Raw genomic sequence first — 24,359 nt, forward strand, 5'->3', positions numbered from 1 at the left:
AAATTGGAGCTATATATGTTAATTATAACAATTTTGATTGCATTTTTAATTACCGTCCTTATATCACCGATTGCTATTCCCTTTCTTAGAAGATTAAAGTTTGGACAGAGCATTCGAGAAGAAGGACCAGAATCACATCAGAAAAAATCAGGTACTCCAACTATGGGAGGTATCATGATTGTTTTAAGTATTGTCATCACTTCCATCATTGTAGCGTTTAAATTTAGTCCATTTGGCTTTGGTCATGAGATGGGTCTACTTCTATTCGTTATTATTGGTTATGGTTTAATTGGTTTTATTGATGATTTTATTATTGTAGCATTTAAAAGAAATTTAGGTCTTACATCTAAGCAGAAAATGTTTGGGCAATTATTGATCGCATTTATCTTTTATCTATTATTAAGATATTACGAAGTGCCAACTTATATTCAAATTCCTGGAACTGATATTCAATGGGATCTTGGATGGGGTTATGCAATACTTGTTGTATTTATGCTGGTAGGGGCATCTAATGCGGTGAATCTTACGGATGGATTAGATGGTTTATTATCAGGTACGGCGGTTATTGCTTTTGGAGCTTTCGGAGTTTTAGCTTGGTATGGAATTCCACAAAATGATGTAGCCATCTTTACTTTAGCTGTAGTTGGAGCATTATTAGGCTTTTTAGTATTCAATGCACACCCAGCAAAGGTCTTTATGGGTGATACTGGATCTCTAGCATTAGGTGGGGCGATAGCTGCAGTTGCTATTTTAACAAAAATGGAAATTTTACTTGTTATTATTGGAGGAGTTTTCGTTATCGAAACGATTTCTGTTATTCTTCAAGTAATTTCCTTTAAATTAACAGGAAAACGTATTTTTAAAATGAGTCCACTGCATCATCATTATGAATTAAAAGGATGGTCTGAGTGGCGAGTGGTAACAACATTTTGGTTTGTAGGTCTTATCTTCGCTGCTTTAGGCATTTATATTGAGGTGTGGTTAACATGAAAAAACAATTTGATTTTCCTTATGAAAATATTCTTGTTTTAGGCTTAGCAAAAAGTGGAACCGCTGCGGCTAAATTCTTACTAGAAAATGGTAAAAATGTCTGTATTAATGATCTTCAAGCAACTGAAAATGACGTAATGATTCAAGAATTAACAAAAATGGGAGCGAAAGTTGTGTTAGGCTCCCACCCACTTGATATCTTAAATAATGTCGATATCATTGTAAAAAATCCAGGCATACCATATCATATCCCATTGCTGAAAGAAGCAATGGAGCGAAAAATTCCGATTGTCACTGAAATTGAGATAGCTAGTAGTATTACAGAAGGTGCCATTATTGGAATTACAGGATCGAATGGAAAAACAACAACCTCTACATTGATTTATCAAATGCTGAAGCATGATCAGCAAGCAGTGAAAATTGCCGGAAATATTGGTGTAGTAGCAACAGAAGTGGCAAAAGATATGACAAAAGATGAAAAGATGGTTTTAGAACTATCTTCTTTCCAATTATTAGGCATTGAATCCTTTCGCCCACATATGGCTGTATTATTAAATATTTATGAGGCGCATTTAGATTATCACCATTCCATAGAGCATTATGAACAGGCAAAGTTTAATATTTTTAAAAATCAGGAACAGACTGATTATCTAATATACAATGCTGATCAAGAAAGAATTGCCACAGCTGCGAAGCTTTCTAATGCTACACTAGTTCCATTCTCTACGAAACAAAAAGAAGTTTCAGGAGCTTGGACAGATAAGGAATATATTTATTTTAAGAATGAAAAGGTTATTGCAATTGATGAAATTGTGTTAGTTGGTGAGCATAACTTAGAAAATATTTTAGCAGCAGTTAGTGTAGCGAAATTAAATGATGTGAGTAATGAAAGCATTCAATATTTACTCAAGCATTTTACAGGCGTAGAGCACCGCTTACAATTTGTTCGAAAAGTAAATGAGCGCTTGTTTTACAATGATTCTAAAGCAACTAATATATTAGCTACAGAGGTTGCCTTAAAAGCATTTAACCAACCGACTATTCTTCTTGCAGGAGGGTTAGATCGAGGTACGGAATTTGATGAGATTATTCCGTTTCTAAAAAATGTAAAGCATATGATTTTATTCGGTCAAACAAAGGAAAAGTTAAAAATGATTGCTGAGAAGGCTGAGAAATCATTTGAATTAGTGGAAACTGTTGCAGAAGCAGTAGATCAAGCATATAAACATTCGGCAAATGGAGATGTCATTTTATTATCCCCTGCATGTGCAAGCTGGGATCAGTTTAAAACTTTTGAAGATAGAGGAAACATGTTTATCCAAGCTGTACATAAACTTTAGTATAGGGGACATGTTTATTCAAAAGTGAAATCATTATTTAATTCACTAAAACACCCCTAAATTAAAGCTATAAATAGGGGTGTTTTTTTGATGCGAAATATAACCACAAAGAACAAGCCAGATATTTATTTATTGTTTTTCGTAATTTTATTAGTTGGTATAGGGTTAATGATGATTTATAGTGCTTCTCATATCTGGGCAACAGATAAATTTGCTGATCCGTTTTATTTCGTGAAACGTCAAGGACTATTTGCTGTCCTTGGAATTGCTTTAATGTTTTTTGTGATGCAAATACATTATTTACAATGGAAAAAATATGTTTACATCATTTTGTTTCTATCCTATCTGCTCTTAATACTTGTATTAATCCCAGGAATAGGTATTGTTCGTGGAGGTGCACAAAGCTGGATTGGCATTGGAATTTTTAGTATTCAGCCTGCTGAATTTTCTAAGCTAGCACTGATTATCTTTTTATCTACATTTTTAACTTCAAAGAATACGGAAATAACTTCTTTAAAGAAAGGATTTATTCCTTCCTTATTTATTCTCTTTTCTACCTTTGGTTTTATTATGTTACAACCAGATTTAGGAACAGGTATCGTTTTAGTATTAACTTGTATGCTGTTAATTTTTATCGCTGGTGCAAAAATTTCCCACTTTTTAAGTTTAGCAGCTATGGGGGGAATTGCCTTTGTAGGGTTAATTTTATCTGCTCCTTATCGAATTAGTAGAATAACAGCCTTTCTAAATCCGTGGGAAGATCCCTTAGGTGACGGTTTCCAGATTATCCAATCTCTATATGCAATTGGTCCAGGTGGGTTATTAGGAGTAGGCTTTAAAAATAGTCTGCAAAAATATTTCTATTTACCAGAGCCACAAACTGATTTTATTTTCTCAATCTTTGCAGAGGAATATGGTTTTATTGGTGGGGTAGGTTTGTTAATATTATTTATACTAGTGTTATGGCGTGGAATCTATATTGCATTGAAAGCTCCAGATGCTTTTAGTAGATTTCTAGCATTTGGGATTGTAGGAATGATTACCATTCAGGTAATGATTAATATCAGTGTAGTAATTGGTTTGATTCCAGTAACTGGAATTACCCTGCCATTATTAAGTTATGGAGGCTCATCATTAGTTTTATGTTTATTTTCCATTGGAATTTTACTTAATATTAGTAAATTTACCAAGGATTATTAAAAAAAAGACGTTTTTAAAATAGATGTAATATATGTATCAACACTTCTTATGTTATAATAAAAAATAATTAAAATGTCATTAAGCTTCTTATTTATATGACAAAAATTAACTTTTAGAGATAAAGGAAGAAAATCGGATATGAAACAGGAAAAGATTGTTTCCATTGAGGATCGTATTCCTAAATTGAAGCAAGCTAGAAAGAAGAAAGCTAATCGTCGTCTGATTATTTATCTCTCAATCTTTTTTTTATTGATTGCTATTATTGTCTACATGCAATCCCCTTTAAGTCATATTAAAGTAATAAACGTAGAGGGAATCGAACATGTGGATGAACAAGAAATATTAAAAAGAAGTGAATTGAATACAGAAACGAATATTTGGACTGTTACGAAGAAATCTATTGAGCAACGTATTGAAAAGCATCCAGTAGTTTCAAATGTGGAGATTAGAAAAAAGTTGCCGAGCACAATAGAAATTAATGTAACAGAATTCGAAAGAGTAGGTTATGTATTTCAAGATAACGGGTATTATTTATTATTGGAGAATGGAAACATGTTATCAGAGCCCCAACAACCTACTGGCGATGCTCCTCTACTTCTTCAATTTACGGATGAATCCTATTTACAAAGAATGACAGAAGAGCTTAAAAATTTACCAAAAAGTATTTTGAATCTCATTTCCGAAATTTATTGGAATCCTGCTGAAGAGGATGAAAATAAAATCCTGCTTTATATGAATGATGGAATCATGGTAGATAGTTCTATTCGAGATTTTTCTGAGAAGATGAAAATATACCCATCCATCGCCGCACAAATAGAGCCAGGAAGTAAGGGAATACTACACATTGGTGTAGGTGCATATTTTGAAAAATTTGAATAGAAATGATTGAAACATTAAAGATGTATTACAAAATATGGGTATTTTAATCATTACCTTGAGTTTTGTCTAGTAAATTGTGTACTATATTAATATGTATATCAAATGTATATAAAATTAAAGATAACATCAGGATATGGATTCATACAACATAGATAGTGCTGATATAGGAGGTGCCCTTCATTGAATAATAGTGAACTAGTAGTGAGTTTGGATATAGGTACATCTGAAATTAAAGTTATAATTGGAGAAGTTTTAAATGATTCATTGAATATCATTGGTGTTGGTACCGCTGCATCAACTGGAATGAAGAAAGGTGCCATTGTTGATATCGATGAAACAGTTAATTCGATAAGAAAAGCTGTAGAGCAAGCAGAAAGAATGGTAGGAATAGAAATTAATCAAGTTGTTGTAGGGATTAATGGAAGTCATATTCAATTACACCCAACACATGGCGTTGTAGCTGTGCAAAATGAACAGCGTGAAATTACTGACGAAGACATCGCCAGAGTAATTGAGGGGGCACAAGTAATGTCCATACCTCCTGAACGAGATATTATAGACGTAATTCCAAAACAATTTATTGTTGATGGATTAGATGAAATTAATGATCCTCGTGGAATGCTTGGTGTTCGTTTAGAAATGGAAGGGACAATTATCACTTGTTCGAAAACGATTTTACGAAATATATTAACTTGTGTAGAACGAGCTAATTTAGAGATTATGGAAATCTGCTTGCAGCCTTTGGCAGCAGGTTCTATTGCTTTGTCAAAAGATGAAAAGAATTTAGGTATTGCTTTAGTTGATATAGGTGCAGGATGTACAACCGTATCTATTTTTGATCATGGAAATATTGCTACAACAAGTGTTATTCCACTTGGTGGAGATAATATTACAAAAGATTTATCCATAGGGCTTCGAACATCAACAGAAGTTGCAGAAGAGGTTAAAGTAAACTATGGACATGCTTATTATAATGATGCTAGAGAAGACGAGACCTTTGAGGTATCTGTTATTGGAAGTAATTCAAAGCAAACCTATAATCAGCTACAAATTTCTGATATGATAGAAGCGAGATTAGAAGAAATTTATCTTTTAGTAGAAAGAGAAATTAAAAAAATGGGCTACCATGATGTTCCAGGAGGCTATGTTTTAACAGGCGGAACAATGAAAATGCCCGGTGTTTTAGAGCTTGCTGAAGACATACTTAGAGCAAATGTACGGGTTGCAATTCCGGATTACATAGGTGTACGCGAACCACAATTTACAGCAGGAGTGGGAATCTTGCAATTTGCTTATCATAATGCGAAAATACAAGGAAAAGAAATATTTCCTTCTGCAGATATAGGTTCAACTGGATCACATGAAAAGGTTAAGAAACAATCGAAAAAGAAAGAAACTGAAGAAGGTACGAAAAAAGGATCAAAAATTGCTAATTTATTTAAGTACTTCTTTGATTAATAGTACGTTCCTAAAGAAATAGATTAAAAGAAGTTTTTTAACAGTATAATATTCTTGTATTTTGGAGATAGGTATAGGAGGAACGATGATATGTTAGAATTTGATACGGAATTAGATCATCTTGCAAAAATAAAAGTAATTGGTGTCGGTGGTGGAGGAAACAACGCTGTAAACCGTATGATTGAACATGGGGTTGAAGGTGTTGAATTTATTGCCGTAAATACAGATTCACAAGCATTAAATTTATCAAAAGCAGAAATTAAGTTACAGATTGGAAATAAGCTTACTCGTGGATTAGGTGCAGGTGCGAATCCAGATGTTGGAAAAAAAGCGGCAGAAGAAAGTAAAGAGCAAATTGAAGAAGTACTTGAAGGCGCAGATATGATTTTTGTAACCGCAGGAATGGGTGGAGGAACTGGAACAGGTGCTGCACCAGTTATTGCGCAAATTTCTAAAGAATTAGGAGCACTAACTGTAGGTGTGGTAACTCGTCCGTTTTCTTTTGAAGGAAAAAGACGTTCTACACAAGCTATTTCTGGTATTGATGCATTAAAAAGTGCAGTAGATACATTAATTGTAATCCCTAATGATCGTTTATTAGAAATTGTGGATAAAAATACTCCAATGTTAGAAGCATTCCGCGAGGCTGATAATGTATTACGTCAAGGTGTACAAGGTATTTCAGACCTAATTGCAAAACCTGGTCTTATTAATGTTGATTTTGCGGATGTTAAAACGATCATGTATGATAAAGGTTCTGCATTGATGGGTATCGGAGTTGCTACAGGTGAAAATCGTGCATCTGAAGCAGCGAAAAAAGCTATTTCTTCTCCATTATTAGAAACATCTATTGATGGAGCACACGGTATTCTTATGAATATTACTGGTGGAATGAACTTGAGCTTATTTGAAGTTCAAGAAGCTGCTGATTTAGTTACTTCTGCAGCAGATCAAGAAGTAAATGTTATATTTGGATCTGTAATTAATGAAGAGCTAAATGATGAGATAATTGTTACGGTTATTGCTACTGGCTTTTCAGAAGTAGCTACACAAAAAGCACAAGCAACACGCCGTCCAATTCAGAAACCGATTACTGAGGCTCCATCAAGACATGAAGAGCAACATAGACCTGAACCTCGTCATACACAACAGGAAGCTGAAGAAGATGCTTTAGATATTCCAGCATTTTTAAGAAATAGAAACCGTAGATAATATATATTTTTACAAAACTCATTTAAACCGAGAAATAAGGTTTAAATGAGTTTTTTTAATGGAGATAAGCAAGTAAAAAGTTTTGCACAAATTTATTCTTATTTAGAGATAGCCATGTCTAGCTCCAAGTGCCAAAAACGAAGAGCTAACGCGAGTTCCCCTAGACTTAACGATTAGCAAGCCGCCAGGCGCAGACAGAGTCATAATCGCACTTTCATCGACTAAGTTCAGTCACGTCACGAGCACCAACGTCGATACTAGCTCTTCGTGACCGTCGTGTCCTACGGGTGAAAGTTAACATCAGTTCTGTTTTATAAGGAAGCACAACTAAAACCAGGCTAAAACCTAACGTTGGATACCCCTAAAGGAGCATGTTTCTTTTCTCTCGAGGGAAAAGGAAGTTCGACTAACGTCGAAGTCCCCAAAGAACGGGGGCGTAATCTCTACGTTTTTATGACGCACAGGGCGTGTTACGACGTACAGGATGTACTAGTACAGATGTTGCTCTCGTGACGTCGCGTTTTTAGCCTGTAAGGGCGCGACTTTCGCTTTTCGTTCTATAAAAATCGACACTTCAAATATCACTTTCCGAAATCTGTATAACGTCCGTATTGATGTGGATGCTGATACTTCCTCCTTAACTTGTCCTCTTGTTAGTTGCTCTCTTTCCCGACAATCTCCGAGATAATATATTGAATTTAGCTCTATCACACATTCATTTTATGACAGACTTTGCTTTTTAGATGAGCTATACTGCTCCTATAACAAACAATTGTAGTTTAAAAAGATAAGTTTTCCTATCAGCATAAGTAATAAATCAGCTATAGAAAGGACGTGAGCAGTGGCTGTTTATTTAGATGCTATATGGCTTTTAAATTTTATTTTTGATTGGTTGATTTTATTACTCACAAAAGGGATATTGAAGGATCGTACGAAGAATTACCGAGTTGTATTTGGTGCATTTATCGCTTCTCTTATTATCCCACTTCAGATGCTATTCTCCATTAGTTTATTAATGAATCCAGTAGGTAAAGGTCTTTATTCTATATTAATTATTTTATGTTCTTTTCAAATTAAAACTCTTAAACGCTTTTTCACATTACTTTTATACTTTTATTTTATTTCGTTCGCCATTGGTGGTGGATTATTTGCTCTTTACTATTTCCTGAATGAATCTTTTGCATTTTTAGCATCTGTATCGAGAGGATATGGTGATCCAGTTAGCTGGCTTTTTATAGTTATAGGTTTTCCTATCGTTTTATTTTTTACAAAGGGACGTATGGAGAAGTATGCAGTAGAAAAAATCCGCTATGACCAATATTGTGAAGTTCAGATAACTGTGCAAGGAAAGATCATTACAACAACAGGATATATAGATAGTGGTAATCAATTAGTAGATCCTGTTACAAAGCTACCAGTAACTATTTGTGATCAAACAGTACTAAAAAGTTGGTTTTCTGACCATGATTTAAATAGATTAGAAGTGGCATGTCGAGAACTTGCATTTGAAAAAATTCCTGAAGTTTGGCAAAGCTTTATCCGTATCATCCCATATCGTGGTGTGGATGGAAAAAATAATTTCCTATTAGCTATCAAGCCAGATGCAATGATCTTTGTATACGATGGACAAGTTATATCCACTAGAAAAGTGTTAATTGGAATGCAATTTTCAATGATGACTCATGATCAAAGCTATCATTGTTTATTACATCCACAGCTAATCAAATTATTTTCGAAAAATATTGCATAAATGAAAGGGATGAGGAATTTGAAGAAAATGTTTTTTCATTTAAAAATATGGTGGTATCGAGTTCTTACTAAATTAGGATTTAAATCAGATGAGATTTATTATATTGGTGGAAAGGCTTCTTTGCCACCACCGCTAACAAAAGAAGAAGAAATCCAAGTTTTACAATTAATCGCTAAAGGAGAGCAATCCGCAAAAGCAACTCTAATTGAACATAATTTGCGACTCGTTGTTTATATCGCTAGAAAATTTGAAAATACAGGAATTCATATTGAAGATCTGATTAGTATTGGCACCATTGGTCTGATTAAAGCAGTGAACACCTTTGATACTGATAGAAAAATAAAGCTAGCAACATATGCTTCTAGATGTATTGAAAATGAAATTTTAATGTATTTAAGAAGAAATAGTAAAACGAAATCTGAAATCTCTTTTGATGAACCTATCAATATGGATTGGGATGGCAATGAGTTATTGCTCTCTGATGTGTTAGGAACAGAAAGTGATTTAATCTCACAAAAGCTGGAAGCGGATGTAGATAAAGATTTATTAAAGAGAGCATTAAGCACACTAAATGATCGCGAGAAACAGATTATGACCATGCGCTTTGGATTAGCAGGAGAGGAAAGTAAAACACAGAAAGATGTTGCTGATTTACTTGGAATTTCTCAATCATACATTTCAAGATTAGAGAAAAAAATAATTAAACGTTTGAAAAAAACATTAAACCGCATGGTATAAATGTTTTCACGGATTATCGATAATAATTGCCCATTTCATGCTAGAATATTTTCCCTTTAGTTGGTGATACTGACTTTAACGCATCACAACATATGCAGCATCACGAACTAGGAGGACGAATCATGTATAGGCAAAAGGTAGAAATATGTGGTGTAGATACATCAAAATTACCAGTGCTAAAGAATGAGGAAATGCGTGAATTATTTATCGAACTTCAACAGCATGACATTCAAGAAGCGAGAGAAAAATTAATCCATGGTAATCTACGACTTGTATTAAGCGTAATCAAACGATTTCATAATCGTGGTGAATTTGTAGATGATTTATTTCAAGTCGGTGTGATTGGCTTAATGAAATCCATAGATAACTTTGATTTAAGTCATAATGTGCGTTTTTCCACCTATGCTGTACCGATGATTATTGGAGAAATCAGACGCTATTTACGGGATAATAATCCAATACGTGTTTCACGTTCTTTGCGTGATATAGCGTACAAAGCATTGCAAATTAGAGAACAACTAATTCAAGAAACATCCAAAGAACCAACGCCATTAGAAATTGCTAAAGCAATGGAGGTTCCATATACAGAGGTTGTGTTTGCGTTAGATGCGATTCAAGATCCTGTTTCTTTACATGAACCAATCTTTCATGATGACGGTGATCCCATCTATATTTTAGATCAAATTAGTGATCAATCTACAAAGGAAGATTCCTGGGATGATCAACTTTCTTTAAAAGAAGGAATGCTTCAGTTGAATGATCGTGAAAAAATGATTTTAAATAAACGTTTTTTCCAAGGGAAAACACAAATGGAAGTAGCGGAAGAAATAGGGATCTCACAGGCTCAAGTATCTCGTTTAGAAAAAGCTGCAATCCAGCAAATGAACAAAGAAATGTTCAACTAAATAGGATTGAATGAAAAACAAGTAGGTGAAAAGGTGGTTACTCCTAAAAGTTAGGTTTTCTACTCTAACTTTCGGGGGCGGTACCTAATCACTTACTTGTTTTTTTATTTTGTCTAAATAATTATAAAATGTGCGAGTTGTGGATATTTATTCAGCACCATAAGTTATTACGCTAAGAAATCTTGATTTAAGAGAGCTTGCATTGGATTCTTATATTAAGCTTATCTCATTTTTCTAATTAAAATCGTACTTTTATTTTATAATCTAAAAATATTTTGTTGGTACCTAAATGCTTGGCATAAAAGAATCTTGTGCTAGGATTGTTATAGAGGAGTGAAAGAATGTTACCTATATTCAGTTAATTACTAATACTATAATATAGGCAACTAAATGTTCCTTTCGGCATTGTTTGCGTGCTAGACAATCGAACAAATCTGATATTTATTGGAGGTTTTTTATAAGTTACAATTTGTATGCTAATAAGCTTACTATAATAACTAGCGATTCGGATCAACCAGCAAATAAAGATCATTTCAGATAATAGTGTTACTAATAGAGGAGGAAATGATGATGAAGTCTATAAATGGTGGAGCGGTTGCAAGTGAAAGCTATGAAGCATCTCAAGCCGCAATTTCAATTTTAAATAAAGGTGGTAATGCGGTAGATGCTGCCATCGCTGCTGTAGCTGTCCAAGGAGTCACTCGACCATATTCTGGTGGAGTAGGTGGAGGTGGATTAATACATCTTTATCTTGCTAAAGAAAAACGTTTTTTGATCCTCGATCATCGGGTCATGTCATCTTCAAATTTTGGACCAGAATCCATTGTTAATCCAGATACTGGGCGTGCCTACCCAGGAAGTTCCTTTGTGTCAAGCACAATGTCAACGGCTGTTCCTGGTGCTGTAAAAGCATGGGAGGAAGCGTTAGAGAAATATGGAACAATGACATTACATGAAGTCTTACAACCAGCGATTGCTGTGGCTGAAAAAGGCTTTGTAGTGGATCAAAATTTTGTGAATGAAACAGAGAAGAATGTCACTAGATTCAAATTGTTTGTATCCACGAAAAAGTTATATTTAGATGAAAGTGGCAGGCCGCTGAAAGTTGGTACGATAATAAAAAATCCTGATTTTGCTAAAACGTACCGATTAATCGCAAAACATGGTAGTAAAGTATTCTATGAGGGTGAAATTGCTGAAGCTATCATTGACACAATTAAAAATCCACCTGTTGTAGAATCTCCCAATTTTACCGAGGTTGATAGTGAATGGGATCCAACATATGGTGTGATTAAGGGGAATATGGATTTAGAGGACTTAAAAAATTACCGAATTGTTACTACAAATTCAACAAGGATGAACTATCGAGGCTATGATGTTTATGGAGCACCACCAGTATCTAGTGGAGGTATAACAGTTGGTGAAGTGTTAAATATTTTAGAAAAATATGATCTTACCAATTTACCACGATCACAAGCAATTCATTATTATATCGAGGCTTGTCGTTATGCATATGCAGATCGAAGTGCTTACATTGGTGATCCAAAATTTATAGATGTGCCAATAAAAGGTTTACTTTCTAAGGATTATGCAACGGAACGAAGGAATAATATAAAAGTCGATAAAGCGTCTATAGGACAAGTGATGTCGGGTGATCCATGGCCTTATGAAAAGAAACATTCCCAAAATAAAATGTACCCTATAAGATAGACACTTTAAAAAGTCTCTCTTATGGGGTACTTTTATTTATAATGAAAGAAATTGCGAATGGGGCGGATGAAAATGTCGAAAATATTATTTACAGATCAAGAACAGTACTTATTGATGAAACATCCTTATGTAAAAGCGGTTAGTAAAAAGGCAATTACATACACGGATGAATTTAAAGCAATAGCTGTTAAAGAATATGGAGAAGGAAAATTTCCTCGTCAAATATTTGAAGATGCAGGATTTGATATTGAAATCGTTGGGATTGAACGCGCTAAATCGGCTTTAAAAAGATGGCGTACTGCCTATCAAGAAAAGGGTTTGGAAGGGCTTGAGGATTCACGTAACTCTTCTTCAAGACGTCTTCTTGCGCGTGAATTAAGTATAGAAGAAAAGTATGCTCGATTAGAAGCACAAAACGCATTATTACGCGCAGAAAATGAATTACTAAAAAAGATCGATCTAGCAGAAAGACTAACTATATAAAGTCAAGTGGAAAAGTAAAGTGATTTTTAGAAAAATGTATGGAAAAAACTCATGTCAAATAAGCATCAGATAAGCTGCCTTTTTTTCGCTTACTGACGAATTTCATAAGGTTCATTTTTAGTTAATATCGCATGAATGATGTAACAGAGTTTTCGAGACACGGCACCTATTGATGTGAGATGATGCTTTCCTTCAGACCGTTTTTTCTCATAAAAAGCTTTCAAAACAGGATCACTTCTTGAAGCGACAATGGCAGCTTGAAACAGTGCTTTTCTAAGATAAGGAGAGCCACGCTTGCTCATGACATTATGGGTTGAGTCAAATTGGCCGGATTGTGATACAGATGCATCAATACCAGCATAAGCGACTAATTTTTTAGGATTAGAAAATTTGTGAATATCACCAATTTCTCCTAATATCGTTGCACCAATTACTGGACCGATACCTGGAATCGTTTCAATAACTGAGTCAATAGATGTCATCAATTGGTTTATTTCTTCTTCTGTTTGTTTTATTTGCGTTTCTAGAAAATTGAGCTGTTCAATCATGGAGCGGAATTGGAAAGTAAATGCATCCTGTGCAAACCGAATTCCAAAGGAGTTTGAAGCTGCTTTCTTTAGCGCTTCGGCTTTAATTAACCCCACACGATTACGGCTTGCTAAACCGAGTGTTTCAGCAAGCATATCGGCTGTAATTTCATTAAATGCATCCGGTGTGGAATATTCAAGTAGAGCAGCTCTTGAAGCTTTCCCAAACACACCAACTTTAGAAAAAACGGTATCGTATTCGGGGAAGATTTGATCTAAAACAGCAATGATTTTACGTTTAAAATCACCAGCAGTTCCAACGAGGTAAGAACGATAACGCGTCAATTGACGTAAGGAGAACATATCCTCATTCGCTAAGGTAGTGTCTTCAAATGAACCGTAACGAATAAGATCGGCTATTAATACCGAATCAATGATGTCAGTTTTTCGCTTTCGAATTTCAGTCCCTTTCCTCCAACCATCAGTTTGGATGGGGTTAATGACATGGACGAAATAATTGGCTTCTTCTAGGAAGGAAAAAAGAGCGAGCCAATAATGACCGGTCGCTTCCATTCCTGTAAGGAAATATGATGGATCATCTGAAATAGCATTTAAACGAGTGAGTAATGAGTGACCGCCTTCAAGTGTGTTAGGGAAAGAAAATCCTTTTAAGACTACTTTCCCTGCATCGTCCATAACAGAAGCAACATGTGTACGTTTACCAATATCAATACCAAGATAAAACATCGCTTCACCTTCTTTACTTGTTTTGGATTGAATGCCACTCAACTGAAAAGCGTCACGACCTTGTGCTAAATACGGAGTAAGGCAATACGCCTTCAACATCTAACTCATTCGCAATCAGCTTAACAGAGAGAGGGATCAGTCTTTCGATAACGAGTTTTATCACCCAAGGTTGGAACGATCCACCTCTCAATCCATTAAGTATATTTTCTCAAATAATTGAGGAAATACCAACTTAGAAACAACTTAGGTTCATAAGGTTTTCCTTTCAAAGTCGGGAGACTAAAACCTTAAATATAATATACAAGGTTGTTGATAAAGGAAAAGAAAAACTAACTGCGGAACAGAAATTTCAGTTAGTCCAATTCGTCATTGAAAAATACGGTTTAAATCGAATGGTGAGGTATCTTTGTGAATTAGTTGGCGTCTCTAGATCAGGTTATTATCGTTATTTTTCAGAAGAAGCACAACTGAATAGACAAGCACGAGATAAAGCAGATGAAGAAGTAAAGGCAATCATTTTAAAAGCGTTCAATTTCCGCCGTCGTAAGAAAGGTGCACGTCAAATCAAAATGACATTAGAACATCAGTATCACATTACCTATAACTTGAAACGCATTCGTCGTATCATGAAAAAGTTTCAAATTATTTGTCCCATTCGAAAAGCCAATCCTTATCGAAGAATCGCGAAAGCAACGAAAGAACATAGAACACTACCGAACCTATTAAACCGTGAATTTAAACAAGGAATCGCTAGAAAAGTATTATTGACAGACATTACCTACTTGAGTTATGGAAAAGGAAAACGTGCTTACTTATCCACTATCAAAGATGCCGAAACCAATGAAATTTTAGCCTATGAAACATCTGATAGAATCACCCTAGATATTGCATTAAATACAGTCAAGAAGTTAAAAAACAGTAAGATAAAGTTGGCTGAAGACGCATTCATTCACTCAGATCAAGGAGTTCACTATACGAACCCCCATTTTCAAAAGAAGGTGAAGGTAATGGGGCTAGGTCAGTCAATGTCCCGCCGTGGAAACTGTTGGGACAATGCCCCTCAAGAATCATTCTTTGGGCATTTTAAAGATGAAACAGACTTTAAATCGTGTGAAACATTAGAAGAGGTAAAAAGAGAGATTAAGAGTTATATGATTTATTACAATCATTATCGAGGTCAATGGAACTTAAAAAAGATGACGCCTGCACAATACAGTCATCATCTTCTTCAAGTTACTTAATTCCCTAGAGTCTTTTTAAAAATGTCCTTTACAAAGGGTACACTTTAAAATGCTACGAAGGCTTCTGTAATAACAGATGATGCCGATGAACGAATCAACGGGAAAAACAAACCAGAGGGATCAACCATCCATTTATCTGTATCAGATCAGGAAGGCAATATCGTTAGTTATACTTCGACGATTATATCATTTGGTGGAAATGGTATTGTTGTTCCTGGTTATGGATTTATTTTAAATAATGCGTTAATAGGAATGTTTTCTGCAAAGGATAAAAGCAGTCCTAACTATCCAGCACCAAACAAAAGACCTTTAAGTAGTATGTCACCAACAATCGTTATGAAGGACGGGAAGCCTGTAATAACTCTAGGATCACCAGGAAGTGAAACAATCATGACAACTGTTTTACAAACGATTATTAACTATCTTGATTTCGATATGAATTTTCCAGAAGCAATCGCCTCACCACGTCTATCGCAAATGAATAATGAACATGGAAAGACACACTATGAAGAAATTTTCCAAGATAAATACATGATCCAAGGGAAAAATTTGTTGGAAGATTTGAAGGAAATGGGGCATGAATTTAAACTAGAAAAGAATCCTCAAGGGCTTGGAACAACAACGGGTTTAGAATTCTTACTGGATGGTCGCGTGCGGGCAGTAGCCGAACCAATTAGAAGAGGTGGAGGACATGCTATGGTTCAATACCCTTCTAAAGAAACAGGAGTTTCTCATATTGCAGAGTAAGAATAAAGTAGTCATTTAAATGGGTTGAGTTATTATCTAATATTTAGCGGTGTTAAAAAAATTCTTAATAAAAAATTGAATGATGGATATTTATTCAGAGTAGCCATTTCTAAAGCAAGCATACTTACAGAAGTTAAGATCGTGAAGTTTTGATTTTAACATGTAAGGGTGCTTGCATTATTGTTTTTTGCGTAGAAATAACAATATAAACCTGCCAACTGTTTTGATTATTTTCGTATGTTTATATGTTATGGCATATATATGTATAGAGGTGGGTGATAGGATGATAAAGCTATCGGAATTACAATTAAAAGAAGTAATTGTTGTTCAAGGCGGTAGAAGATTAGGTTATATTTACGATTTAGAAATCAATTCATCTACAGGCTATATTGAAGCGGTTATTATTACGAATAAAAATAAACAACATATTTTCGGCAAAGCAGAAGAATACATCATTGATTGGAAGCAAATTGTTACGATCGGTTTAGATGTTATTTTAGTGCAATATGATGATGGGGAGGTATAATAGGGTATAAGTAAAAATACGACAAACATAACATATTTGCAGTTTCAGTGATCGTAAATATATGGAGGAAAGGATGCTTAAAATGTCAGATATATTCAAACAAGCTGCAGACAAATCTTATTTATTTATCGATAAATGGCAGAAACAGCATCAACAATTGCAAGTAGGATTTACAATGAAAAATGGCGGTTGTAGTAAGCACCCATTTGCAACATTTAATATGGGCTTACATGTTGATGATAATTATGAAGATGTTATTAATAATCGTAAACGTTTAGCAGAGAAACTACAATTTCCTCTTTCTTTATGGGTTTCAGGTGAACAAACACATCATAATGAAGTATATGTTGTCGAGCGAAAAGACAAAGGGAAGGGATCAGTGGCTTATGATACTTCACTTAAGGGAATTGATGGATTGATAACGAAAGAAAAGGGAGTACTTTGTACCGCTTTTTTTGCTGATTGTGTTCCTTTATTTTTCTTTGATCCTGTGACTGCATATCTGGGTATTGCTCATGCAGGCTGGCGTGGTACGGTTGGCAAAATTGCTGAAGAAATGGTGAAGAAATTTATAGAATTAGGGACTCAAATAGAGAACTTGCAAGTCGTTATTGGTCCATGTATCTCGCAAAAGCAATATGAAGTAAATGACTTTGTTATTCAGCATATCCCTAAGGTTTTACAAAAAAATGCTGTAATAGCAAAAGAAGAAGGAAGCTTTTTATTAGATTTAAAACAATTAAATATGGAAATCCTTTTACAATCTGGTGTATTACGTCATAATATAGAAGTAACAAACTATTGCACATTTACAGATGCTGACAGTTTTTTCTCACATCGTCGTGATCATGGACAGACTGGGAGAATGCTGGGATATATTGGATATAAAGAAGATGAATGATAGTAAGGAGTAGAGATTTCATGGACATCAAAACAAATTTAGCTTATATACAGGAAAATATTAGAAAAGCATGTGAAAAAACTAACCGTGATTTAAGTGAAATTACCATCATTGGAGTAACGAAATATGTTACAATAGAACGAACAATAGAAGCAATGGAAGCAGGAGTACATCATTTTGGCGAAAATCGTGCAGAAGGACTCCTAGAAAAGTATAATCATATCGATCAGCCTGCCAAATGGCATTTTATTGGAACCTTACAAACAAGAAAAGTTAAAGATATTATTGATAAGGTAGAAGCAATTCATTCACTAGATCGTGAATCGCTTGCGAAGCAAATTAATAATCGAGCTAATCGTGTCATTGATTGTTTTGTACAAGTAAATGTCAGTGAAGAAGAATCCAAGCATGGTTTAGCAGTAGCTGATGTCATTCCTTTTGTGGAATTACTGGCAGCATATGAAAATATTCGTGTTGTTGGATTGATGACAATGGCACCACATGTGTCAGATGAAGAAGTGTTAAGAAAAACCTTTAAAGACTTGGCACAATTACGCGATGTAATTATGACGAAGAATTACGCTCATGCTCCATGTAAGTACTTAAGTATGGGAATGAGTAATGATTATGAAATTGCAGTGGAAGAAGGAGCAACCCATATCCGTATTGGATCAAAATTAGTTGGTTCATAAAATTTGGCAATCTGACTTTTAAAGAAATCAAATAAAGTTCAACTTAGTCATATGTATACAATAGGGTTATTAAGTTGATACTGGAAGATTGCTTGAAAAATGAGGTGAAATAAAATGGGCTTTAAAAATAAGTTTAAATCTTTTTTTACTGTAGATGATGAATATGAGTACATTGAAGAGGAAGTACCATATGAGGAAGAAGAGCCTAGACAGCAGTATCAAAAGAAAGATAAACAAAATATCGTAAATTTGGCTACGGTTAAACAGCCTACGTCTAAAGTTGTATTAATTGAACCAAGATCTTATGGTGAAGCACAGACGATTGCGGATAATATTCTTAATCGCCGTTCTGTTGTTATTAATTTAGAACGAGTGGATAATCATCAGGCAAAAAGAATTGTCGATTTTTTAAGCGGGACTGTCTATGCTTTAAATGGTGATATCCAAAAATTAGGTACACAAACTTTTCTCTGTACTCCTGATAATGTAGAAATATCTGGCACTATCTCTGATATAACAGTAGATGAGGATGACTTTGGTAAAGGATGGAAATATTAGATGGATTTGTTACATGTTATATTATCTAACGCACTATATATCTATAGTTTTGTACTAATTATTTATATTTTAATGTCATGGTTTCCAGGTGCACGTGAATCGTCTTTCGGGATGCTTTTAGGTTCAATCAGTGAACCTTATTTGGAGCAATTCCGCAAATTTATTCCGCCAATAGGTATGATTGATATTTCACCAATTGTAGGTATTTTTGTCCTACATATTGCTAGAATGGGATTAGATACATTATTTAATTATTTTTAAATATGAGTATTTATCAGCATTTTAGACCAGAGGAACATTTATTTATTGATCATGCATTGGCTTGGAAAAAAGAAGTAGAACAATCCTATCGAATGAAATTAACCGATTTTTTAGATCCACGTGAACAGCAAATTCTAAGTATGTTAGTTGGAACGAATCAAGATGACTTTGAATTACATTTTCATGGTGGAGGAATGTATACAGAAAGAAAGCGAGCAGTTATTTGTCCTTTCTATGAAGATGTTGATTTCTCAACTTTTGATTTAGTTCTATTGGAAGCGACATTCCATCAGAAATTTATTTCGCTTACACATCGAGATGTGATGGGAGCATTTCTATCCTTGGGAATAGAGCGGAAGAAATTAGGTGATATTTTTATTGAGGATAATCACCTACAAATAATTACTACAGCAGATATTGCTACTTATGTGGAAATGAATTTAACAAAAATCAAAAATGCTTCAATAAAATTAACAACGAAACCTTTTAAAGAGCTTCTAGAGAAAGAAGCAAATTGGATTTCTGCAGATCATACGATTTCTTCTTTACGTTTAGATAATGTAATAAAAGAAATTTATCGCATTTCTCGAAGCGAGTCTGCTAATTTAATTAAAAAGAAGCTTGTAAAAGTTAATTTTCGTGTTGTAGAAGACGCAGCTTATCCATTGTTTGAAGGAGATTTACTTTCTGTCCGAGGTAAGGGAAGAAGTAAACTTGTTGCAATACATGGTAAAACGAAAAAAGATAAATTTCGCGTGACATCAGCAATTTTAAAGTAGTGATTGCAGAGAGTGGTTTCTGAAAATGAACCCATTATAAATTCACACTTGTATAGTTTTGTATAGTAATATAATATTTAAAACAACAAGTGAAGTCATTATTAGACAAATTTTTCAAGGAGGTGGCCTTGTATATGCCATTAACACCTTTGGATATACATAATAAAGTTTTTGCCAGAAGTTTTCGCGGATATGATGAAGATGAAGTAAATGAATTCCTTGATCAAGTGATCAAAGATTACGAGATGGCAATTCGTAAAACAAAAGATTTGGAAGCAAAAGTAAATGAATTAGAAGAAAAAGTTGGCCATTTTTCTAATATTGAGGATACATTAAACAAATCCATTTTAGTGGCTCAAGAAACTGCTGAAGAAGTTACAAGTAATGCAAGAAAAGAATCGAAGCTGATTATTAAAGAAGCGGAGAAAAATGCGGATCGAATTGTTAACGAAGCATTAAACAAATCAAGACAGATATACTTAGATATTCAAGAGTTAAAGAAACATGGGAAAGTATTCCGTACGAGATTAAAGATGTTAGTGGAAGCTCAGTTAGAATTATTGAATACGGATGAATGGGAAGATCTACTAGGAACAGATGTCCTTGGAGAATTGGAATTAGAAGAAGAATATCAAGAATAAGGAGTTGGCGTCATAAACCTTGACGATAACGCATTTTTTACATATAATTTTTATAAAAATAGCATATGTAAAAACGATGAAAGAGACAGTATAAAAGTAACCACTGTTAAGCGAGTCAGGGAAGGTGGAAGCCTGATACAGAAATACTTTTAGAAAATCACTCTTGAGTTTCCATTTGAAGGATAAGTAGAATTGGACGATTGATTCACGTTACGAAAAACGAGTAAGTTTAAATTTTTTTAAATTTATAAGGGTGGTATCACGAGTCTTCTCGTCCCTTTGGGGGCGTTGAGGGCTTTTTTATACTTTATTTCTTAAAGTATGAAGGAACAGATTTCATATGGATGTTGATCTGACAATGACTAGTTATTAACACCATGGAATATGGATCGCATTTCTCATAAATGCATTTGTCGTAGAGCATGCTATGAATAAAGCTGCTCATATATTTACTTCATACCGAATAATAAGAATATTTTTTAAGATAATTAGGAGGGCAAAGGATGGACTATAAAGATACATTATTGATGCCAAAAACAGAATTTCCAATGCGTGGAAATTTACCGAACAAAGAACCAGAAAGAAGAGTACAATGGGAAGCAGACAATGTTTACGAGCAGAGTCTAGCTAGAGCAGAAGGGAAACCACAATTTGTCCTTCATGATGGACCACCATATGCAAATGGAGATCTCCATATCGGTCATGCAATGAATAATATTTTAAAAGATTTTATTACTCGTTATAAATCAATGACTGGCTATCAAGCACCATTTATTCCTGGTTGGGATACACATGGATTACCAATTGAAACAGCATTAACAAAGAATAAAAAAGTAGACCGTAAAAAATTATCTGTTGCTGAATTCAGACAAATGTGTGTGGATTATGCTTTAGATCAGGTCAATAAACAAAAGGAACAACGCAAACAATTAGGAGTTCGTGGAGATTGGGATCATCCATATATCACTTTAACGAATGACTATGAAGCGGCGCAAATTAGAGTGTTCGGTGAAATGGCAAAAAAAGGATATATTTACAAAGGCTTACGTCCAGTACATTGGTCGCCATCTTCTGAATCTGCTTTAGCTGAAGCGGAAATCGAATACCATGATAAAAAATCTCCATCTATTTATGTTTCCTTTACAGTAACAGATGGAAAAGGTTTACTTGATGAAGGAGATAAGTTTATTATTTGGACAACTACTCCTTGGACACTTCCAGCAAACTTAGGAATCAGTATTCATCCAGATTTAGAATATGATCTAGTGAAAGTTGGTAATGACAATTTTGTCATTGCTCATGATTTATTAGAGGATATTGTTGAAGTTCTAGGCTGGGAAGATGCTCAAGTGATTAAATCCTTTAAAGGAAAAGAAGCAGAACGTATTATTACAAAGCATCCATTCTATGACCGTGATTCACTTGTTATGTTAGGAGAACATGTAACGATTGATGCGGGTACAGGGTGTGTTCATACTGCGCCTGGACATGGAGATGATGACTTCTATGTTAGCCGTCAGTATGATTTAGAACCACTAAGTCCAGTGGATGATAGAGGTTGCTTTACAGATGAAGCTCCTGGATTTGAAGGGCTATTCTATGATGATGCAAATAAAGTGATTACAGAAAAACTTGAAGAGGTAGGAGCTTTATTAAAGCTAGATTTTATTAAACACTCTTATCCACATGATTGGCGTACGAAAAAACCAACGATCACAAGAGCAACAGCACAGTGGTTTACATCTATTAAATCATTTAGAGATGATATTCTAGATGAAATTAAAAAAGTACAATGGTTCCCTTCATGGGGAGAAACACGCATGTACAACATGTTCCGTGATCGTGAAGATTGGTGTATTTCTCGTCAACGTTCATGGGGTGTACCAATTCCAGTATTCTATGGAGAAGATGGTACACCAATCATTACAGATGAAACAATTAGTCATGTAGCTAAATTATTTAGAGAGCATGGTTCTAATATTTGGTTTGAAAAAGAAGCGAAGGAATTACTTCCTGAAGGATTTACATCAGAGCATAGTCCAAATGGTCAGTTTACAAAAGAAAATGACATTATGGATGTTTGGTTCGATTCAGGTTCTTCACACGAGGCTGTCTTAATCGAAAGAGGTCTTGATCGACCAGCAGACATTTATTTAGAAGGTTCAGATCAGTATCGTGGTTGGTTTAACTCATCTTTAACTACATCAGTAGCAATTTCTGGTAAAGCACCTTATAAGAATATTGTTAGTCATGGTATGGTGTTAGATGGAAACGGAAGAAAAATGAGTAAATCACAAGGAAATGTAATGGACCCATCTAAAGTAATTAAGCAATTAGGAACTGATATTTTACGTTTCTGGGTATCTTCTGTAGATTACCAAGCGGATGTGCGAATTTCAGATGAGATTTTGAAGCAGATCTCTGAATCTTATCGTAAGATTAGAAATACAATTCGTTTCTTACTAGGTAACTTAAATGATTTCGATCCAGCAACAGATCGTGTTGCAGTAGAAGATTTACAAGAAGTTGATCGTTTCATGTTCTATCGCCTACAAGAACTAATTACTAAAGTAAAAGAAGCTTACGAAACATATGAATTTTCTACTGTTCACCATGAGATCCATGATTTCTGTTCTACAGAGTTAAGCTCATTCTATTTAGATTTTGCGAAAGATATTTTATATATTGAAGCAAAAGATCATGAACGTCGTCGTAGCATCCAAACTGTTTATTATGATATTTTAGTTGCATTAGTGAAATTAATTGCACCAATTATTCCACATACAGCTGAGGAAATTTGGAGTCATATTCCTGGCTTAGAAGAAAATTATGTGCAATTAACAGATATGCCAGAAGCAGTTGAGATTGCTGACATGGATGAAACCGTTGCGAAATGGAACCATTTCATGAAAGTTCGTCAGGATGTATTAAAAGCACTTGAAGAAGCTAGAGACGAGAAAGTGATTGGTAAATCATTAGAAGCGAAAGTTACAATTACTGCAATGGATGAAGAAACCAAGCAAGTTCTAGCATCAATTCCGTATTTACATCAAATGTTAATTGTATCTGAAGTAGTAATACGTGATCGTGATTCAAATGCCAAGGAATATCGTTACGTTAAAGTACAAGTGGAAAAACACCCAGGTGAAGTTTGTGCACGCTGCTGGGTATCATCTGAAACGGTTGGTCAAGATAAGGACCATCCAACTCTATGTACACGCTGTGCAGAAATTGTAAAAACACATTATGCAGAATAAATTTTTAAAATAATTAAAAACGCCTTAGTTCTAATATGGAGCTAAGGCGCTTTTGTATGTTTAGTTGAAAAAAGCCTGGAATTTACGAATGTTGATTTCCCATGTTTGCTACACTTAAGATAATCTATTAATATTGACATATCATACAATTAGGAGAGATATTTATATGGAATTTGATTTCATTTGGATTGCTATAGGAATTGCTGTTGCGGGATATTTTATCGGTAATGGATTGCAAAATTTCCAAAACCCTGGAGTTAAAAGTGGAATTAGTGATTTCTTTGATGACGATGATGAACACGAATTGATAAAAGAAAATGATGTACATTATTTTATCGGGATTTCAAAGGAAGATACAAAACATTTACTTAAGGATCATCCTGATATTCCACATATCATTATAAATGAGCAAATCTATTACCCAAAAGCACAATTACGTAAATGGTTATTAAGCTTAGGGGAGTAGATAGATAGCTGAATAGCCTCCAAATAACAGCTCTGCCACGAGATAAATTAAATCTTTTATCTCGTGGCAGAGCATTTTTTGTACGTTATAAGTTTCAAAAATAGAATGGTACTACTTCAAGTTATTATAAATAAAAAATATTGGAAAGTAAGGATTATTATTTTGTACTTAAGATGAATATTTATAATAATGAAAAGTTAAAACTCTAAAAAGAAATGAGATGGATTAATTAATGGTTAGATTATTACAAGGTTTAGAAGTGTTTGGTTTTATTTTTATCATTTCATTAAATTTGTACAGTATTCTCATAAAACCCATTACACATGAAAATTTTTTTCCATACTTATTTTA

At 34.3% G+C, this 24,359-nt stretch carries 22 protein-coding genes, 1 pseudogene and 1 other annotated feature; of the genes and pseudogenes, 22 read left to right on the forward strand and 1 reads right to left on the reverse strand.

Features of this window, described 5'->3' with window-relative positions; genetic code table 11:
- Nucleotides 1–15 precede the first annotated feature (15 nt).
- From mraY to AB4Y30_RS06840, 11 genes are all read left to right on the forward strand, one after another.
- Nucleotides 16–990: a phospho-N-acetylmuramoyl-pentapeptide-transferase gene (mraY, locus tag AB4Y30_RS06790; protein ID WP_368655183.1), complete on the forward strand. Its 975-nt coding sequence runs from the start codon at nt 16–18 to the stop codon at nt 988–990.
- Nucleotides 987–2,330, forward strand: coding sequence for a UDP-N-acetylmuramoyl-L-alanine--D-glutamate ligase (gene murD, locus AB4Y30_RS06795; protein ID WP_368654732.1), 1,344 nt, complete (start codon nt 987–989; stop codon nt 2,328–2,330). The genes mraY and murD overlap by 4 nt, the downstream gene beginning before the upstream one ends.
- 90 nt (nt 2,331–2,420) lie before the next feature.
- Entirely contained in the window at nt 2,421–3,530 is a 1,110-nt protein-coding gene (gene spoVE, locus AB4Y30_RS06800) for a stage V sporulation protein E (protein ID WP_368654733.1), read from the forward strand.
- A gap of 138 nt (nt 3,531–3,668) precedes the next feature.
- Nucleotides 3,669–4,409 carry a cell division protein FtsQ/DivIB gene (locus AB4Y30_RS06805; RefSeq protein WP_368654734.1) on the forward strand — a complete coding sequence of 247 codons (741 nt, stop codon included), beginning with the start codon at nt 3,669–3,671 and terminating at the stop codon, nt 4,407–4,409.
- Between the two features lie 180 nt (nt 4,410–4,589).
- A complete protein-coding gene (gene ftsA, locus AB4Y30_RS06810; RefSeq protein ID WP_368654735.1) occupies nt 4,590–5,867 on the forward strand; it encodes a cell division protein FtsA in 1,278 nt (425 codons plus the stop codon).
- Between the two features lie 90 nt (nt 5,868–5,957).
- Nucleotides 5,958–7,079 (forward strand): cell division protein FtsZ, encoded by a 1,122-nt coding sequence (gene ftsZ, locus AB4Y30_RS06815; RefSeq protein WP_368654736.1) that lies wholly within the window; start codon nt 5,958–5,960, stop codon nt 7,077–7,079.
- Nucleotides 7,080–7,920: 841 nt separating this feature from the next.
- Nucleotides 7,921–8,829 carry a sigma-E processing peptidase SpoIIGA gene (spoIIGA, locus tag AB4Y30_RS06820; RefSeq protein ID WP_368654737.1) on the forward strand — a complete coding sequence of 303 codons (909 nt, stop codon included), beginning with the start codon at nt 7,921–7,923 and terminating at the stop codon, nt 8,827–8,829.
- Between the two features lie 27 nt (nt 8,830–8,856).
- Complete coding sequence (gene sigE / locus AB4Y30_RS06825; RefSeq protein WP_368655184.1) at nt 8,857–9,567, forward strand: RNA polymerase sporulation sigma factor SigE; 711 nt, start codon at nt 8,857–8,859, stop codon at nt 9,565–9,567.
- Between the two features lie 122 nt (nt 9,568–9,689).
- Nucleotides 9,690–10,472, forward strand: coding sequence for an RNA polymerase sporulation sigma factor SigG (gene sigG / locus AB4Y30_RS06830; RefSeq protein ID WP_368654738.1), 783 nt, complete (start codon nt 9,690–9,692; stop codon nt 10,470–10,472).
- Between the two features lie 570 nt (nt 10,473–11,042).
- A complete protein-coding gene (locus AB4Y30_RS06835; RefSeq protein WP_368654739.1) occupies nt 11,043–12,182 on the forward strand; it encodes a gamma-glutamyltransferase in 1,140 nt (379 codons plus the stop codon).
- 72 nt (nt 12,183–12,254) lie between these two features.
- Complete coding sequence (locus AB4Y30_RS06840) at nt 12,255–12,665, forward strand: HTH domain-containing protein (protein WP_368652992.1); 411 nt, start codon at nt 12,255–12,257, stop codon at nt 12,663–12,665.
- Between the two features lie 89 nt (nt 12,666–12,754).
- Here the strand turns inward: AB4Y30_RS06840 and AB4Y30_RS06845 are convergent, their stop codons facing one another.
- Complete coding sequence (locus tag AB4Y30_RS06845) at nt 12,755–13,939, reverse strand: IS110 family transposase (protein WP_368655145.1); 1,185 nt, start codon at nt 13,937–13,939, stop codon at nt 12,755–12,757.
- Between the two features lie 311 nt (nt 13,940–14,250).
- On the opposite strand from AB4Y30_RS06845, the pseudogene AB4Y30_RS06850 reads away from it, so the two are divergent.
- From AB4Y30_RS06850 to AB4Y30_RS06900, 11 genes and pseudogenes are all read left to right on the forward strand, one after another.
- Nucleotides 14,251–15,180 (forward strand): annotated as a pseudogene (locus AB4Y30_RS06850) (IS3 family transposase); the annotation flags it as partial.
- Between the two features lie 93 nt (nt 15,181–15,273).
- Nucleotides 15,274–15,927 (forward strand): gamma-glutamyltransferase, encoded by a 654-nt coding sequence (locus tag AB4Y30_RS06855; protein WP_368655185.1) that lies wholly within the window; start codon nt 15,274–15,276, stop codon nt 15,925–15,927.
- Nucleotides 15,928–16,210: 283 nt separating this feature from the next.
- Entirely contained in the window at nt 16,211–16,453 is a 243-nt protein-coding gene (locus tag AB4Y30_RS06860; protein ID WP_368654740.1) for a YlmC/YmxH family sporulation protein, read from the forward strand.
- 82 nt (nt 16,454–16,535) lie between these two features.
- Nucleotides 16,536–17,354 (forward strand): peptidoglycan editing factor PgeF, encoded by an 819-nt coding sequence (pgeF, locus tag AB4Y30_RS06865; RefSeq protein ID WP_368654741.1) that lies wholly within the window; start codon nt 16,536–16,538, stop codon nt 17,352–17,354.
- Between the two features lie 20 nt (nt 17,355–17,374).
- Nucleotides 17,375–18,046 (forward strand): YggS family pyridoxal phosphate-dependent enzyme, encoded by a 672-nt coding sequence (locus tag AB4Y30_RS06870; RefSeq protein WP_368654742.1) that lies wholly within the window; start codon nt 17,375–17,377, stop codon nt 18,044–18,046.
- A gap of 114 nt (nt 18,047–18,160) precedes the next feature.
- Entirely contained in the window at nt 18,161–18,604 is a 444-nt protein-coding gene (locus AB4Y30_RS06875) for a cell division protein SepF (protein ID WP_368654743.1), read from the forward strand.
- Complete coding sequence (locus tag AB4Y30_RS06880; protein ID WP_368654744.1) at nt 18,605–18,865, forward strand: YggT family protein; 261 nt, start codon at nt 18,605–18,607, stop codon at nt 18,863–18,865. It begins immediately after the preceding gene.
- Between the two features lie 2 nt (nt 18,866–18,867).
- A complete protein-coding gene (locus AB4Y30_RS06885) occupies nt 18,868–19,644 on the forward strand; it encodes an RNA-binding protein (RefSeq protein WP_368654745.1) in 777 nt (258 codons plus the stop codon).
- Nucleotides 19,645–19,778: 134 nt separating this feature from the next.
- Nucleotides 19,779–20,285, forward strand: a complete 507-nt coding sequence (locus tag AB4Y30_RS06890; protein ID WP_368654746.1) for a DivIVA domain-containing protein — start codon at nt 19,779–19,781, stop codon at nt 20,283–20,285.
- Between the two features lie 67 nt (nt 20,286–20,352).
- Nucleotides 20,353–20,567 (forward strand) — a binding site (T-box leader).
- Between the two features lie 221 nt (nt 20,568–20,788).
- Complete coding sequence (gene ileS, locus AB4Y30_RS06895; protein ID WP_368654747.1) at nt 20,789–23,542, forward strand: isoleucine--tRNA ligase; 2,754 nt, start codon at nt 20,789–20,791, stop codon at nt 23,540–23,542.
- Nucleotides 23,543–23,708: 166 nt separating this feature from the next.
- Complete coding sequence (locus AB4Y30_RS06900) at nt 23,709–24,008, forward strand: DNA-binding protein (RefSeq protein ID WP_368654748.1); 300 nt, start codon at nt 23,709–23,711, stop codon at nt 24,006–24,008.
- The last annotated feature ends 351 nt before the right edge of the window (nt 24,009–24,359 follow it).

The sequence above is a fragment of the Ornithinibacillus sp. 4-3 genome (assembly GCF_040958695.1).
GTDB lineage: Bacteria > Bacillota > Bacilli > Bacillales > Amphibacillaceae > CALAMD01.

Coding starts and splice junctions, on each gene's coding strand:
- mraY (WP_368655183.1), top strand. CDS start 16: ATGTTAATTATAACAATTTTGATTGCATTTTTAATTACCGTCCTTATA.
- murD (WP_368654732.1), top strand. CDS start 987: ATGAAAAAACAATTTGATTTTCCTTATGAAAATATTCTTGTTTTAGGC.
- spoVE (WP_368654733.1), top strand. CDS start 2,421: ATGCGAAATATAACCACAAAGAACAAGCCAGATATTTATTTATTGTTT.
- AB4Y30_RS06805 (WP_368654734.1), top strand. CDS start 3,669: ATGAAACAGGAAAAGATTGTTTCCATTGAGGATCGTATTCCTAAATTG.
- ftsZ (WP_368654736.1), top strand. CDS start 5,958: ATGTTAGAATTTGATACGGAATTAGATCATCTTGCAAAAATAAAAGTA.
- sigE (WP_368655184.1), top strand. CDS start 8,857: ATGTTTTTTCATTTAAAAATATGGTGGTATCGAGTTCTTACTAAATTA.
- sigG (WP_368654738.1), top strand. CDS start 9,690: ATGTATAGGCAAAAGGTAGAAATATGTGGTGTAGATACATCAAAATTA.
- AB4Y30_RS06835 (WP_368654739.1), top strand. CDS start 11,043: ATGAAGTCTATAAATGGTGGAGCGGTTGCAAGTGAAAGCTATGAAGCA.
- AB4Y30_RS06840 (WP_368652992.1), top strand. CDS start 12,255: ATGTCGAAAATATTATTTACAGATCAAGAACAGTACTTATTGATGAAA.
- AB4Y30_RS06845 (WP_368655145.1), bottom strand. CDS start 13,939: ATGTTTTATCTTGGTATTGATATTGGTAAACGTACACATGTTGCTTCT.
- AB4Y30_RS06860 (WP_368654740.1), top strand. CDS start 16,211: ATGATAAAGCTATCGGAATTACAATTAAAAGAAGTAATTGTTGTTCAA.
- pgeF (WP_368654741.1), top strand. CDS start 16,536: ATGTCAGATATATTCAAACAAGCTGCAGACAAATCTTATTTATTTATC.
- AB4Y30_RS06870 (WP_368654742.1), top strand. CDS start 17,375: ATGGACATCAAAACAAATTTAGCTTATATACAGGAAAATATTAGAAAA.
- AB4Y30_RS06875 (WP_368654743.1), top strand. CDS start 18,161: ATGGGCTTTAAAAATAAGTTTAAATCTTTTTTTACTGTAGATGATGAA.
- AB4Y30_RS06880 (WP_368654744.1), top strand. CDS start 18,605: ATGGATTTGTTACATGTTATATTATCTAACGCACTATATATCTATAGT.
- AB4Y30_RS06885 (WP_368654745.1), top strand. CDS start 18,868: ATGAGTATTTATCAGCATTTTAGACCAGAGGAACATTTATTTATTGAT.
- AB4Y30_RS06890 (WP_368654746.1), top strand. CDS start 19,779: ATGCCATTAACACCTTTGGATATACATAATAAAGTTTTTGCCAGAAGT.
- ileS (WP_368654747.1), top strand. CDS start 20,789: ATGGACTATAAAGATACATTATTGATGCCAAAAACAGAATTTCCAATG.
- AB4Y30_RS06900 (WP_368654748.1), top strand. CDS start 23,709: ATGGAATTTGATTTCATTTGGATTGCTATAGGAATTGCTGTTGCGGGA.